The sequence below is a fragment of the Pseudomonas sp. NY15437 genome (assembly GCF_048068435.1).
Taxonomy (GTDB): Bacteria; Pseudomonadota; Gammaproteobacteria; order Pseudomonadales; family Pseudomonadaceae; genus Pseudomonas; species Pseudomonas nitroreducens_B.
This window is the reverse complement of record NZ_JBLUQC010000002.1, coordinates 68759-82779: the sequence shown is the minus strand read 5'-3', so window position 1 is coordinate 82779 and position 14021 is coordinate 68759. Positions and strand designations below refer to the sequence as shown.

Genomic DNA, 14021 nt, shown 5'->3' with positions numbered 1-14021 from the left:
CATATCCGTGCTGTCATTCCGGCCCGAGGCCGCTACGCAGGTAAACAAGGACGATGTCTCAACATTCGCAATTCGCCCTGCTGGGCACCAAGCGATTCCTGCCCTTCTTCATCACCCAGCTGCTGGGTGCGTTCAACGACAACATCTTCAAGCAGTCGCTGATCCTGGCGATCCTCTACCACCTCACCGTCGGCGGTGACCGCAACCTGCTGGTCAACCTCTGCGCGCTGCTGTTCATCCTGCCGTTCTTCCTGTTCTCCGCCCTGGGCGGACAGTTCGGCGAGAAGTTCAACAAGGACGCGCTGATGCGCGGGCTGAAGCTGGCCGAGATCATCGTCATGCTGGTGGGCGCCGCGGGCTTCGTGTTCGGCAGCCTGCCGCTGCTGTTCCTCGCCTTGTTCGCCATGGGCACCCACTCCGCGCTGTTCGGCCCGGTGAAGTACTCCATCCTGCCGCAGCACCTGCGCGAGGACGAACTGGTGGGCGGCAACGCCCTGGTGGAGATGGGCACGTTCCTCGCCATCCTCTGCGGCACCATCGGCGCCGGCGTGCTGATGTCGCGGCAGGACTACGCCGCTGGCGTCGGCATCGCCGTGGTGCTGGTGGCGACCTGCGGCTTCCTCGCCAGCCGGAAGATTCCCCGCGCGGCCGCCGCGCTGCCGGAGCTGAAGATCGACTGGAACATCTTCCGCCAGTCCTGGAGCATCCTCCTGCTCGGCCTGCGCCAGCGCCCGGCGGTGTCGCGCTCGCTGGTGGGCAACTCGTGGTTCTGGTTCCTCGGCGCGGTCTACCTGACGCAGATTCCGACCTACGCCAAGGAGCTGCTGCACGGCGACGAGAGCGTGGTGACGCTGATCCTCACCGTCTTCTCCGTGGGCATCGCGCTGGGTTCGATGCTGTGCGAGAAGCTCTCCGGCAAGAAGGTGGAGATCGGCCTGGTGCCCTTCGGCTCCATTGGCCTGAGCCTGTTCGGCATCCTGCTGTGGTGGCATTCGGGCGGCTTCCCGCAGGGCGAGCAGCCGTACAACTGGCTCGCGGTGCTGGAGCATTCGCAGTCCTGGGCGGTACTGGCGGACATCCTCGGCATCGGCATCTTCGGCGGCTTCTACATCGTGCCGCTGTACGCGCTGATCCAGGCGCGCACCGAGGAGGACAAGCGCGCGCGGGTGATCGCCGCCAACAACATCCTCAACGCCCTGTTCATGGTGGTCGCGGCGATCGTCTCGATCCTGCTGCTGTCGGTGGCGAAGCTGACCATCCCCGAACTGTTCCTCGTGCTCTCGCTGATGAACGTCGCGGTGAACGTGTACATCTTCAAGATCGTGCCCGAGTTCACCATGCGCTTCCTGGTCTGGCTGCTGACCCACTCGATGTACCGGGTGGATCACCGCAACCTCGACGCCATCCCCGATGAAGGGGCGGCGGTGCTGGTGTGCAATCACGTGTCCTTCGTCGATGCGCTGCTGATCGCCGGCTCCGTGCGTCGTCCGGTGCGCTTCGTCATGTATTACAAGATCTTCCGCATCCCGGTGCTCAACTTCATCTTCCGTACCGCCGGCGCGGTGCCCATCGCCGGGCGCAACGAGGATGCCGATACCTACGAGAAGGCCTTCGCCAAGGTCGCCGAGTACCTGCGCGACGGTGAGCTGGTGTGCATCTTCCCCGAGGGCATGCTGACCCTGGACGGCGAGATGAACGAGTTCCGCGGTGGGGTGGAGCGCATCCTCGAGGAAACCCCGGTACCGGTGATCCCCATGGCGCTGCAGGGCTTGTGGGGCAGCTTCTTCAGCCGCGACCCGCAGAAGGGCTTCTTCCGCCGCCTGTGGTCGCGGGTCAGCCTGGTGGCCGGCGAGCCGGTGGCGCCGCAGGAGGCCCGGCGCCAGGTGCTGCAGGAACAGGTGGCGGCCCTGCGCGGGGCGGCTCGCTGAGTTTTCCCGCGGCAAAGAAAAAGCCCCGGCAGTGCCGGGGCTTTTTCATGGGCGTGTCGCGGTTCAGATGACCTGAACTTCGTCAGCCTGCAGGCCCTTCTGGCCTTCAACCACGATGAAGGAGACCTTCTGGCCTTCCTGCAGCGATTTGAAGCCGGTGCCCTGGATGGAGCGGAAGTGCACGAAGACATCGTTGCCGCTTTCCGGAGTGATGAAGCCGAAGCCCTTGGCGTCGTTGAACCACTTGACGGTGCCGGTCTGACGATTCGACATGGAATTACACCTTGAACAATTGAATATTGTTGTGCGGAAAAGGTCCGCGCTCGTCCTGAGTTGCAAGGTGCAGTCGAAGCCGGGTGGCGGGGAATGGCCCCGCCAGGTCACGAGCCACAGTGACCCTAGCAAACACAGTGGCCCGCAGCATACCGACAAATTTTCGGGAAAGCGACAGCCCGCCGGTATCGAGAACCGATACAGCGTCAGTGGCTCAATTTCAGGCCGACCAGTCCGCACAGGATCAGCGCGACGCTGAGCAGGCGTACCGGCGCCATGGACTCGCCGAACAGCACGATGCCGACGATGACGGTGCCCACTGCGCCGACGCCGGTCCAGATGGCGTAGGCGGTGCCCAGCGGCAGGTTACGCATGGCCAGGCCCAGCAGGCCCATGCTGGTGATGATCGCCAGCACGGTCAGAGCGGTCGGTATCGGGCGGATGAAACCTTCGGTGTATTTCAAGCCGACGGCCCAGGCGACTTCGAACAGGCCGGCGATGAACAGGATGATCCAGGACATGACGCTCTCCAGACGGTGGATGGATACGAAGGGCCGTCCCCGCTGGAGCACCGGAAGGTGGTGAGGTCGTCCTCACGATGTGCATTATTTTGCACAAAATCAGGGCGCCGGGCAACCCGGCGCCGTATTCCTGCCCTATTGCGGGGCGTTTTTGTGCGGCGATGGCTCGTCGGTCATGCGCCGGAACCAGGTCGACAGCGTGGCGCCGGAGATGTTGTGCCAGACGCTGAACAGCGCGCTGGGCACCGCTGCCAGCGGCGAGAAGTGCGCGCTGGCCAGGGCAGCGCCGAGCCCGGAGTTCTGCATGCCGACTTCCAGCGCCAGCGACTTGCGCTGCGCCAGCGGCAAGCCGAAGACCTTGGCGGTGAAGTAGCCGAGGAGGAAGCCAAAACCGTTGTGCAGCATCACCACGGCCATGATCAGCAGGCCGGATTCGGCGATCTTCGCCTGGCTGGCGGCGACCACGGCGGCGACGATGATGACGATGGACATCACCGAGATCAGTGGCAGCACGTCCACCACGTGGCGTACCCGTGCGCCGAGCAGGCGCTGGGCGACGAGGCCGAGCACGATGGGCACCACCACGACCTGCAGGATCGACCAGAACAGCGCGCCGAACGACACCGGCAGCCAGGCCGAGGCCAGCAGCCAGATCAGCGCCGGGGTGAGCAGCGGGGCAAGGAGGGTGGTGACGCCGGCAATGGCCACCGACAGCGCCAGGTCGCCGCGCGACAGCCAGGTCATCACGTTGGAGGCGGTGCCGCTGGGGCAGCAGCCGACCAGGATCACGCCCACGGCGATTTCCGGTGGCAGGTGCATCAGTTGGCAGAGCAGCCAGGCCATGCCGGGCATGATGACGAAGTGGGCGATCACGCCGAGCGTGACGCGCCATGGGTGCCGGGCGACTTCGGCGAAGTCCTCGACCTTGAGCGTGAGCCCCATGCCGAACATCACCACGCCGAGCAGGGGCACGATGGCGACGGTGAGGGGCGTGAACAGGGCGGGAACGAAGAATGCCAGGATGGCGAAGAGCAGCACCCAGAGGGCGAAGGTGTTGCCCATGAAGCGGCTGAGCAGGATGAGAGCACGCATGGGTCGTCCTTCTTTTCAGGTGGGCCTGTTTGGGGTGTCAGGCGCCGCGCGGACGCGGCGCCTGCCGGGGCATCAGATGCCTTCGGGCATCGCCTCGCCGCCGAGCGCTTCGATCAGCGCCGGGATGAACTCGGCGAAGGTCAGCATCATCAGCGTGAAGCTGGCGTCGAGCTGGCCGAGGGCATCTTCGCCGCCGTCCTGCTCCGCCTTCTCCTGCAGCATGTCTTCGAAGCGCAGGCGCTTGATCGCCACCTTGTCGTCGAGGACGAAGGACAGCTTGTCCGACCACGCCAGGGACAGCTGGGTGACCAGCTTGCCGGAGGTCAGGTGCAGCTGGATTTCCTCGCTGGTCAGGTCCTGGCGTTTGCAGCGCACCACGCCGCCGTCTTCGTGGGTGTCGCGCAGTTCGCACTCGTCGAGCACGAAGAAGTCGCCGGCAGCTTCCTGGGTCTTCACCCAGTCGGTCAGGGTGGCGGTCGGCGCGGTCTTCACGGTCAGCGGTCGCACCGGCAGCGAACCCAGCGCCTCGCGCAGGGTGGAGAGCAGGTCTTCGGCTTTCTTCGCACTGGAGGTGTCGACCAGGATCAGGCCGAGGCTCGGCGCGATGGCGGCGAAGGTCACCGAGCGGCGGATGAAGGCGCGCGGCAGCAGGGTCTGGACGATCTCGTCCTTGAGCTGATCACGTTCCTTCTTATAGACCTTGCGCATCTGCGCGGCTTCGATCTCGTCGACTTTCTCTTTCAGCGCATCGCGCACCACGCTGCCGGGAAGAATGCGCTCTTCCTTGCGCGCGCTGACCAGGAAGAAGCCTTCGCTGGCGTGTACCAGCGGAGCGTCCGGGCCCTTGCCGAACGGCGCGGAGAAACCGTAGGTGGTCAGTTCCTGGCTGGCGCAGGCGCGTGCCGGCTTGCTGGCCAGGGCCTTCTCCAGGGCATCGGCGTCGATCTGCAGATCCTGGGTGAGGCGGTATACGAGCAGGTTGCGGAACCACATGAGGGGCTAACTCCTGGACACAAAGGACCCATTATTCCGTTCGGCGCGGTTCAGGCCAACCCCGTTTCGTCATTCGCTCTCTTCCTCTAAGCCTTTGGAACATCTGAAAATTTTTTTCATCCGGGGGCTTGCCAGGTTCAAATGTCCTCCGTAGAATGCGCCCCACTTCGAGACGAAGGGTGATTAGCTCAGCCGGGAGAGCATCTGCCTTACAAGCAGAGGGTCGGCGGTTCGATCCCGTCATCACCCACCACTCGAGGTCCGACGCAGCGGTAGTTCAGTCGGTTAGAATACCGGCCTGTCACGCCGGGGGTCGCGGGTTCGAGTCCCGTCCGCTGCGCCACATTTCGAAAAGCCCTCAGGTAGCAATACCTGGGGGCTTTTTCTTTGCCTGCGATTTTTCCCTTCAGAATCTGCCAAGCCTGAGTCGGCGAATGCGGGCTGGCCGTCAGACTTATCCTGTTAATTTTCTTATAAGTTTGGTGTGGGAACTTCTCTCCCAGCCGTGGTTCCTATTGCCCATAGCCACTGGCCACGAGCGCCTGATAAGCTCGCGGCTTCATCACTTCAGCCATGACGGCGCAAAGACAAGGATTCAGCATGAAACAACATCGGTTGGCGGCAGCGATCGCGCTGGTCGGCCTGGTTCTCGCGGGCTGCGACAAACAGGCCGCCGAAGTGGAACTCAAGACGCCTGCGCAGAAAGCCTCCTATGGCATCGGCCTGAACATGGGCAAGAGCCTCGCCCAGGAAGGCATGAGTGACCTGGATTCGAAAGCCGTCGCCCTGGGCATCGAGGATGCCGTTGGCAAGCAGAAGCAGAAGCTGACCGACGAAGAGCTGACCGAGGCCTTCACCGCCCTGCAGAAGCGCGCTGAAGAGCAGGTTGCCAAGAAGAATGCCGAGGCCCTGGAAGCCGGCAAGAAATTCCTCGCGGAAAACGGCAAGCGTGACGGCGTGGTCACCACCAAGTCCGGCCTGCAGTACGAAGTCGTGAAGAAAGCCGACGGCCCGCAGCCCAAGGCCACCGACGTAGTCACCGTTCACTACGAAGGCAAGCTGGTCGATGGTACGGTCTTCGACAGCTCCATCCAGCGTGGCAGCCCGATCGACCTGCCGGTTGGCGGCGTGATCCCGGGTTGGGTCGAAGCCCTGCAACTGATGCACGTCGGCGAGAAGATCAAGCTGTACATCCCGAGCGAGCTGGCCTACGGCGCCCAGAGCCCGAGCCCGACCATTCCGGCCAACTCCGTCCTGGTATTCGACCTGGAGCTGCTGGCCATCAAGGACCCGAACCAGCCTGAAGCCGACGCTCCGGCCCCGGCGGCAGAAGCGCCCAAGAAATAACTGAGTACCTTCGTACCAGTGAGAGCGCCCCGTGATCCACGGGGCGTTTTCGTTTCTGCGCCAAGCGCTCTGGAACGGCGCGCTGACCGTCGGGTCTGAAAGGGAGTAACCTTTGGCCCGGTGTTACCCTTATGCACATATTTGACGCAGTTGAAACAATCGCCTCCCCTTGACATTGCCGGGCCCTTCGCATAGCCGCAACTGCATGATTTTTAACGCATTTACAGGGGTGAACAAAAAATCGCCGATCTGTCTGCAACCCTCATGGCGCGGGCGTTTGGGCGATATCGTGGGTGGCTTTCAACAGAGTTATCCACAGGAAAGGTGGATAACCTGAACCTGCCCTGTGCGAATTTTCCTATCGAGGTGAGTCGATGAAAAAGCCTCCGGGATTCGATCGTTTCCTGAAGCTGGCCAGCCGGTTTATCGCCGGCGGCCGGGTGCCTGCGCTGCTGTTCGCCGTGGCGCGCAAGAGTGGCCGGGTGAAGCTGGCCAAGACCGATCTGAAGCTGCTGCAGGAATTGCTGGTGGCCTGGGTGCGTGGCGATTACCGCGGCATCAGTTCCCAGGCGCTGGTATCTGTGGTGGCGGCCTTGCTGTACTTCCTGTCGCCGGTGGACCTGATTCCGGACTGGCTGCTGGGTGTCGGCTTCCTCGATGACCTGGCGGTGCTCGCCTGGGTCGTGCGCCGCTGGCAGTCGGAAATCGATGCGTTCAAGGTCTGGCGCGATGCACAGGGGGTGGAAACCCGCGAAGCCCTGAAGCAGTTGCCGCCGCCGGAGGCCGTTCAGCGCCTCTGACGCAGCCGCGCGCTCTGCTCGCCCAGCAGGCGCTGGATGGAGCCGTCCTCCACCAGGGCCTGCAGCACGGCATCCAGGCGTTCGGCAGGTAGCGGCAACGCCGGGCCATACGAGCAGTAGATGGAATAGCGCTGCACGTTGCTGCGGCTGATCGCCACCGGCAGGTCGTGATGCTGGGCGAGGAGAAATTCCAGCGGCCGGCGCATATCGATCAGCGCCTCCAGGCGGCCGGCTTCGAGCATGTGCAGGCGGGTATCCAGGTCACGCACATCCACGCGCTTCGCCCGGCCTTCGGCAAAGGCCTGCATCAGCGGGGCAGGGTAGACATAGCCAAGGCTGGTGCCGATGCGGACGTCGTGCAGCCGGGCGAGGTCTTCCATGGGGGGCGCGTCCACCCGCTGGGCCAGCGCGTCCTCTTCTTCGAACAGGCTGGGCGACCAGTGCAGTTTTTCCGGCGCCTTCATCCACTGCGGGTTGTTGATGCACAGCAGGTGGATAGTGCCCTGGGCGAGTGCCGTTTCGGCGCGCTTGTCCGGCATTTCCACGAAGCGAACCTCGAGCCCCAGACGCTGTCCGACGGTTTCGCCCAGATCGCGGATGAAGCCAGGTGCCAATTCATGGTCGATACTTTCCGCGTAGGGCATGCCATTGCTTGGCGAATAGCCCCAGCGAAGTTCCTCGGCGCCACACAGGGCGCTGGCCAGGCAAAGGCAGAACGGAAGGAAACGCTGCAAGTCGGTCCCCTGGTCTGGTGGCATGGGCGCTGCGCAGTATAGCCGGCACAGGCGCGCATCAGGCTGTTAAGATGGCCGCCTGCAAGGAGTGTTGTCATGAACGTTCAAGTCATCATGCGTGACGGCGAAGCGGAGTACGCCGTGGTTCCCTGGGCCGACTACCAGGCCCTCTTGGCCGCCGCCGGCCGCGGTGTCGCCCAGGTCGTCAAGCCGGTTGCCGCCCCGGCATTCGACGAGAAGCCGGACTGGAAAACACTGCGCGAAGCCCGCGGCCTGTCCATCGAGACGCTGGCGCGGGCGGTGGGCATCAGCCCGTCCTACCTGGGGCAGATCGAGAACGGCGAGCGCGAAGCCAGCGACGCCATCCAGCATGGCCTGCGTCGTGCCCTGGGCACTGGGGAGTCGGCTTCTTGAGCGTGCAGATCAGTCGCAAGCATTGGGAAGGCCTGCTCGGCGAGCTGGAAGATGCCCGCCGCCAACGCCATCTGCTCACCTACCGGGCGCTGATCGAGCGCCTGCAACTGCCGACCCCGGCGATGACCGTGCTGACCGCCGCGCTGGAACATCTGGCGGCGCTGGATGCGCGGGCCGGCCGTCCGCTGCGCAGCTCGCTGGTGATCAGCCAGGGCGCCAGCCGCCTGCCGCGCACCGGCTTCTTCGAATACGTCGAGCGCCTCGGTCGTTTCTCCGGCGCACCGGATGGCCCCGCCGCCGCCGGCTGGCATGCGGCCGAAGTGGTGCGCGTATTCGAGTTCGAGTACCCCGAGGAGCCCTGAGGTGGCAACGCCCCGCGAGCTATTCTGGCGCCTTCGCGCGCGGTTGAGCTACGCCGTGGCGCGGCGCCTCATGGGCTGGCCGTGGATGGTTCGCCAGCCGCGCGCCTGGGCCTGGATGCAGGGCCAGTTCGCGCGCATGGCCGCGCTGGGCGATGTCGGCGCACAGAGCTTCTATGGGCATCTGCTGCTGTTTCGTGGGCAGGGTTTTGGCGCCCGCGAGGAAGGCCTGCGGCTGTTGCGCCTTGCGGCGGCGGCCGGCGATCACAAGGCCGCCTACCAGGTGGGCGTGCAATCACTCAAGGGCGACACCCGTCACGCCGGCGATGCGCAGGAAGCCGCGCGCTATTGGGCGCAGGCCGCCGAGGCGGGCCACCCGCTGGCGGCGCGCAAGCTCGGCGAACTGTACCGCAGCGGGGGCCCTGGTCTGGTGCCCGATGAGGGCCAGGCCGAGCGCTACGAGGCGCGCGCCCGCCAGCTGGGCCTCTGACTCACTCGGCGGTGAGGATGTGCAGGCTGTAGCCGGGCATGTTCTTCGCGTGTCGCTTGGCCTCCGACGCCAGCCCCGCCAGTTGGCTGGCATCCAGGCGCTGCCCGGCGCCGCTCTTCACGTGCACCACGCCGATCGACAGTGACAGCAGCGGATATTCCTCGCGCCGGCCCTGGCGGTTGTGCGCGACGAAACAGCCTGCGTCGAGGTGCTCGCGGTTGTAGAAGCGCCGGCACTGGCCCTGGAAATCTTCCAGCAGGTGATTGAGCCGTTCGCGCCAGTCCTGCGTGCCCAGCACCAGCATGAAATCGTCGCCGCCGATGTGGCCGACGAAGTCCCGCGTCGGGTCCACGCGCTCGCCCAGGCACTGCGCCAGGCAGAGCAGCACTTCATCGCCGCGGGCGTAGCCATAGAGGTCGTTGAAGGGCTTGAAGCTGTCGATGTCGACGTAGCACACCACGGCTTCGCGGCCCTGTTGCAGCAGGCGCGACAGACACTGCTGGATCGGCACGTTGCCCGGCAGCAGGGTCAGCGGGTTGGCGTGGCGGGCCTGGCGGATCTTCAGTTCGGTGATCAGCTTGAGCACGTCGATCACCCGGCCCAGGCCGAGGTAGCGGCCGTTCAGGGTGATGATGAAGTCTTCCTCGATGCGTTGCCGCGCGCGGCTGGTGAGCAGGCGGCTGACCTGCTGCAGCGACTGGCTGCGCTCCACCGCGAGAAAGTCCTCGCTCATCAGCCGGCTGATCGGCTTGCGCGCATACAGCTCCGGTGCAAAGGGCTTGAGCAGGGCATCCGACAGCGCATGGCGATGGACGATGCCCACCGGCTGTTCGTCGCGGTCCAGCACCGCCAGGGAATTCAGGTTGGCCTGGGCGCGGAAGGCTTCCAGCACGTCGCCGATGGGCGTGCTGTCGCGCACCGCCGGCTGCTCCAGCAGCAGGGGTTCGAGGTCTGACTGGTCTTCGGCGAGCAGGGCGCCGGCGCTGTCGACTTCCGGGAGCAGGGCGCGGGCATCGCGCGGAGGGGATTCGTTGGGGCGGCCGAGCAGGTAGCCCTGCACCAGGTCCACCCCCATTTCCGAGAGCACCGCCAGTTCTTCGGCAATCTCGATGCCTTCGGCGATCACCTGGGCGCGGGAGGCGTGGGCCATCTTCAGGATCGAGCCGACGAACTCGCGCTTCACCGCATCCAGGTGGATGCCTTCGATGAAATGGCGGTCGATCTTCACATAGTCCGGGCGCAGTTCGGACCACAGGCGCAGGCTGGAATATCCGGCGCCCAGGTCATCGAGGGCGATGGAGAAGCCCATGGCGCGGTAGTGGTGCAGCGCGGTGTCGAGCAGGGTGAAATCCTCGATGGGCGTCTGCTCGGTCAGCTCGATTACCACGTCGCTGGGGGAGATGCCGAAGGTCTGCAGCAGCTGCAGCGTGCGGCCGGGCTGGTGGGTCGGTTCCAGCAGGGATTCCGGCGAGACGTTGAGGAACAGCTTGCCCGCCAGCTTCAGGTCGCGGAAACGCGCGCAGGCCTTGCGTCGGCAAAGCAGCTCCAGCTGGCTCAGGCGACCGCTGCTGCGGGCGATGCTGAACAGCGTGAGCGGAGAGTGCAGCGGGCCGTTGGACGGGCCGCGTGTAAGGGCTTCGTAGCCCACCAGGCGCCGTTCCGACAGCGACAGGATGGGCTGGAACAGGCAGTGCAGGTCGCCGTGAGCGAGGATCTGGTCCAGCGCGCTCAACTGCTCGGTGACGGTCATGACGGTTCTCGGTGGCTGGAAAAGCAAAGGGCCGGTTTCCCGGCCCTGTGCATTTCACGACAGTGTCATGACTGTTTGATGTCACCCGATCAGTGTTTGGCCACCTGGGAATCCAGATTCAGGTAATCGATCAGGATATGCCCGGACTCGGTGAGGTAGGCGTCGTCCTGCGGCTTGGTCTTGTCCTCTTCCGGCAGGGCGTTCTCGTCTTCCTTCTTCAGCTCCTTGAGCGGTTCCTGGCCCTTGGATTTGCGCAGGGCATTTTCCATGGCCAGTTGACGGTTCTCGATGCTGGTCTGCTGGGCGCGACGCTTGGCTTCGTTGAGGCTGACGGTCTTCTCCTTCATCAGCTCCTGGGCCAGGGCGAGACGCTCGCGGGCGTAGACGAAGTCCGCGTTGTGCTCGGTGCGCGCATCGTGACGGGTGCGCAGCTGGTCGAGGAACGGCTTGAACGGATCGGCCTGGGCCTTCAGCGCGGGCTTGATGGTGTCCCACGGCATCGAGTCGGGCAGGGCGCTTTCGCCGATTTCCTTGTCGTCGACGATGGACGGGTAGCTGATGTCCGGGATCACGCCCTGGTGCTGGGTGCTCTGGCCGGAGACGCGGTAGAACTTGGCCAGGGTCAGCTTCAGCTCGCCATGGTTCAGCGGCTGGATGGTCTGCACGGTGCCCTTGCCGAAGGTCTGGCCACCGACGATGAGCGCGCGATGGTAGTCCTGCATGGCACCGGCGAAGATCTCCGACGCCGAGGCGGACAGGCGGTTGACCAGCACGGTCATCGGGCCGGTGTAGTAGGCCTTGCCTTCGTCATCGTTGAGCACGTCGACGCGGCCGTCGCTGTTGCGCACCAGCACGGTCGGGCCCTGGTCGATGAACAGGCCGGTCAGCTCGGTGGCTTCCTGCAGCGAGCCGCCGCCGTTGTTGCGCAGGTCGATGACGATGCCGTCGACCTTGTCCTTCTGCAATTCGCCGATCAGCTTCTTCACGTCGCGGGTGGTGGACTTGTAGTCCGGATCGCCGGCGCGGTAGGCCTTGAAGTCGAGGTAGAACGCCGGCACGTCGATGATGCCCAGCTTGTAGTTCTTGCCTTCGTGGTCGATGGTGATTTCCGACTTCTTCGCCGCCTGGTCTTCCAGCTTCACCGCCTCGCGGGTGATGGTGACGATCTTGCTGGTCTGGTCGTTCGGCGCGTTGGTCGAGGGGATCACCTCCAGGCGGACCTGCGAGCCTTTCGGGCCGCGGATCAGCTTGACCACTTCATCCAGGCGCCAGCCGACCACGTCGACCATCTCGCCTTTGCCCTGGGCGACGCCGATGATCTTGTCGGAGGTGGCGATCTGCTTGCTCTTCTCGGCGGGGCCGGCCGGTACCAGGCGCACGACCTTGACGTAGTCGTTGTCGCTCTGCAGTACGGCGCCGATGCCTTCCAGCGAGAGGCTCATGTTGATGTCGAAGTTTTCCGCGCTGTCCGGCGAGAGGTACTGGGTGTGCGGGTCGTAGGTCTGCGCGAAGGCGTTGATGTAGGCCTGGAAGATGTCTTCGCTGCGGGTCTGCTCCAGGCGCATCAGCTGGTTCTTGTAGCGCTTGGTCAGCTGTTCCTGGATGGCCTTGTTGTCCTTGCCGGCGATCTTCAGGCGCAGGACCTCGTCCTTCACCTTCTTGCGCCACAGCTCATCGAGCGCGGCGCTGTCCTTCGCCCAGGGCGACTTCTCGCGGTCGATTTCCAGCGTTTCGTCGGTGGTGAAGTCCATCTTGTCGACGCCCTTGTTCAGGGTTGCCAGGGCGAAGTCCAGGCGCTCCTTCAGGCGGTCGAGGTGACGCTTGTAGATGGTGAAGCCGGGCTCCAGCTCGCCGCTCTTGAGGAAGTCGTCGAACTGAGTGCGCCAGGGCGCGAACTGGTCGATGTCGGCGGCGGTGAAGTACATGCGCGCCGGATCGAGGGTCTTGAGGTAGCTGTCGTAGATTTTTGCCGAGCGCTCGTCGTTCAGCGGCGGCTTGTTGTAGTGATGGCGCTTGAGCAGCTCAACGATGTTGAGGCTGGCGATCACCTGATCCCGGTCTGGTTGCAGGCCGTCCCAGACGTTCGGGCTGGTGGTCGCTGCGAACGAGGAAAGGGCGGTTGCGCCGAGGATGAACAACAGGGCGGTACGGGGCAAAAATCGCTTCATGCTGATTCGACTGATCGCGGAGTTATGACGCATATTAGGCCGTAATTGGCGGCGCCGGGTTCAATCGCAGGTGAATTCGGCGCAGAAAAAGGGCCCGACCATACGGAGCGGGCCCTGCGAAGTCACTATGGAGGCAGCGTGAACGCATTGCAAGGTATCGAAGGGCGAGTGGAATGGGCCGAGCGCGCCAATCCGACTTGTGCGCAGGGGCAGATCCGCATCCAGGTCGCGGCGGCCGGGCTCAACCGCGCCGACCTGCTGCAGGTGGCCGGCCATTATCCGCCGCCGCCGGGGGCGAGCGACGTCATCGGCCTGGAATGCGCCGGCGTGGTGACCGAAGTCGGCGCCGGCAGCACCTGGCAGGTGGGCGACCGCGTGTGTGCGCTGCTGGCCGGCGGTGGCATGGCCGAGCAGGTGGTGGTGGACGAACGCCATGCGCTGCCGGTGCCCGCAGGCCTGAGCCTGGCCGAAGCCGCCGCGCTGCCGGAGGTGTACGCCACCGCCTGGCTGAACCTGTTCATGCTCGGCGCGTTGCAACCGGGCGAGAAGGTGTTGCTGCACGCGGGCGCCAGCGGTGTGGGTTCCGCCGGCATCCAGCTGTGCAAGGCGTTCGGCAGCCCGTGCTGGGTCAGCGTCGGGTCCGCCGACCGCCTGGCCTACTGTGAAGCGCTGGGGGCCGAAGGCGGCGCGCTGCGCGGCGAAAGTCTCGAATCGCTGCGGGATTTTGCCCCGTTCGATGTCATCCTCGATCCGGTGGGCGCGAATTACGCCCAGCTGGACCTGGAAATCCTCGGCCGCGACGGACGATGGGTGGTTATCGGGCTGATGGGTGGTCGCAAGGCCGAGCTGGACCTCGCCCTGCTGCTGGGCAAGCGTATCCAGCTGATCGGCTCCACCCTGCGCTCGCGCGATGCCGACTACAAGGCTCGGCTGATCGCCGAGCTGGGGCAGAAGGTCTGGCCGCTGTTCGAATCCGGCCAGCTCAGCCCGCAGCTGGAGCGCACCTTCCCGATCCGGGATGCGCAGAGCGCCTTCGATGCCCTGGCGAGCAACCAGGTGCAGGGCAAGGTGGTGGTGCTGATCGACGAGAGTCTGAGCTGAGGCTCGGCGCGCCAGCTCGCGCCTGCAGAACCGCAGATGAAAAGGGCCGCT

The 14021-nt window shown here is 64.9% G+C and carries 14 protein-coding genes and 2 tRNA genes; 9 read left to right on the top strand and 7 right to left on the bottom strand.

Annotated elements, in window-relative coordinates:
- Positions 1-53 precede the first annotated feature (53 nt).
- Positions 54-1928 (top strand): MFS transporter, encoded by a 1875-nt coding sequence (locus ACNFIA_RS04405; RefSeq protein ID WP_416783116.1) that lies wholly within the window; start codon positions 54-56, stop codon positions 1926-1928.
- Between the two features lie 63 nt (positions 1929-1991).
- Here the strand turns inward: ACNFIA_RS04405 and ACNFIA_RS04400 are convergent, their stop codons facing one another.
- The 4 genes from ACNFIA_RS04400 to rdgC all read right to left on the bottom strand — a co-directional run bounded on the left by ACNFIA_RS04400 (position 1992) and on the right by rdgC (position 4807).
- The gene (locus ACNFIA_RS04400; RefSeq protein WP_024763416.1) at positions 1992-2201 is read right to left on the bottom strand and encodes a cold-shock protein; all 210 of its coding nucleotides are present in this window, start codon (positions 2199-2201) and stop codon (positions 1992-1994) included.
- Positions 2202-2407: 206 nt separating this feature from the next.
- Positions 2408-2722 carry a quaternary ammonium compound efflux SMR transporter SugE gene (sugE, locus tag ACNFIA_RS04395; RefSeq protein ID WP_416783114.1) on the bottom strand — a complete coding sequence of 105 codons (315 nt, stop codon included), beginning with the start codon at positions 2720-2722 and terminating at the stop codon, positions 2408-2410.
- 135 nt (positions 2723-2857) lie between these two features.
- Entirely contained in the window at positions 2858-3814 is a 957-nt protein-coding gene (locus ACNFIA_RS04390) for a bile acid:sodium symporter family protein (protein WP_416783112.1), read from the bottom strand.
- A 72-nt stretch (positions 3815-3886) separates the two neighbouring features.
- A complete protein-coding gene (gene rdgC / locus ACNFIA_RS04385) occupies positions 3887-4807 on the bottom strand; it encodes a recombination-associated protein RdgC (protein ID WP_259753557.1) in 921 nt (306 codons plus the stop codon).
- A gap of 177 nt (positions 4808-4984) precedes the next feature.
- On the opposite strand from rdgC, the gene ACNFIA_RS04380 reads away from it, so the two are divergent.
- The 4 genes from ACNFIA_RS04380 to ACNFIA_RS04365 all read left to right on the top strand — a co-directional run bounded on the left by ACNFIA_RS04380 (position 4985) and on the right by ACNFIA_RS04365 (position 6954).
- Positions 4985-5060 (top strand) — tRNA-Val (locus ACNFIA_RS04380).
- A gap of 13 nt (positions 5061-5073) precedes the next feature.
- Positions 5074-5150 (top strand) — tRNA-Asp (locus tag ACNFIA_RS04375).
- A gap of 257 nt (positions 5151-5407) precedes the next feature.
- A complete protein-coding gene (locus ACNFIA_RS04370; protein WP_259753559.1) occupies positions 5408-6154 on the top strand; it encodes an FKBP-type peptidyl-prolyl cis-trans isomerase in 747 nt (248 codons plus the stop codon).
- Between the two features lie 374 nt (positions 6155-6528).
- Positions 6529-6954, top strand: a complete 426-nt coding sequence (locus ACNFIA_RS04365; protein ID WP_416783111.1) for a YkvA family protein — start codon at positions 6529-6531, stop codon at positions 6952-6954.
- On the opposite strand, the gene ACNFIA_RS04360 is transcribed toward ACNFIA_RS04365, so the two are convergent.
- Positions 6942-7712: a substrate-binding periplasmic protein gene (locus tag ACNFIA_RS04360; protein WP_416783109.1), complete on the bottom strand. Its 771-nt coding sequence runs from the start codon at positions 7710-7712 to the stop codon at positions 6942-6944. The genes ACNFIA_RS04365 and ACNFIA_RS04360 overlap by 13 nt on opposite strands.
- 72 nt (positions 7713-7784) lie before the next feature.
- On the opposite strand from ACNFIA_RS04360, the gene ACNFIA_RS04355 reads away from it, so the two are divergent.
- The 3 genes from ACNFIA_RS04355 to ACNFIA_RS04345 all read left to right on the top strand — a co-directional run bounded on the left by ACNFIA_RS04355 (position 7785) and on the right by ACNFIA_RS04345 (position 8951).
- Complete coding sequence (locus ACNFIA_RS04355) at positions 7785-8102, top strand: helix-turn-helix domain-containing protein (protein ID WP_259753563.1); 318 nt, start codon at positions 7785-7787, stop codon at positions 8100-8102.
- The gene (locus ACNFIA_RS04350; RefSeq protein ID WP_259753565.1) at positions 8099-8464 is read left to right on the top strand and encodes a hypothetical protein; all 366 of its coding nucleotides are present in this window, start codon (positions 8099-8101) and stop codon (positions 8462-8464) included. Before ACNFIA_RS04355 ends, ACNFIA_RS04350 begins: the two co-directional genes overlap by 4 nt.
- Before the next feature lie 70 nt (positions 8465-8534).
- Positions 8535-8951 (top strand): sel1 repeat family protein, encoded by a 417-nt coding sequence (locus ACNFIA_RS04345; RefSeq protein WP_416783720.1) that lies wholly within the window; start codon positions 8535-8537, stop codon positions 8949-8951.
- Position 8952: 1 nt separating this feature from the next.
- Here the strand turns inward: ACNFIA_RS04345 and ACNFIA_RS04340 are convergent, their stop codons facing one another.
- Positions 8953-10701, bottom strand: a complete 1749-nt coding sequence (locus tag ACNFIA_RS04340) for a bifunctional diguanylate cyclase/phosphodiesterase (protein WP_416783107.1) — start codon at positions 10699-10701, stop codon at positions 8953-8955.
- Positions 10702-10790: 89 nt separating this feature from the next.
- Positions 10791-12869 carry a carboxy terminal-processing peptidase gene (locus ACNFIA_RS04335; RefSeq protein WP_259753568.1) on the bottom strand — a complete coding sequence of 693 codons (2079 nt, stop codon included), beginning with the start codon at positions 12867-12869 and terminating at the stop codon, positions 10791-10793.
- A gap of 138 nt (positions 12870-13007) precedes the next feature.
- Between ACNFIA_RS04335 and ACNFIA_RS04330 the strand changes: the two genes are divergently transcribed.
- Positions 13008-13970: an NAD(P)H-quinone oxidoreductase gene (locus ACNFIA_RS04330; RefSeq protein WP_259753570.1), complete on the top strand. Its 963-nt coding sequence runs from the start codon at positions 13008-13010 to the stop codon at positions 13968-13970.
- The last annotated feature ends 51 nt before the right edge of the window (positions 13971-14021 follow it).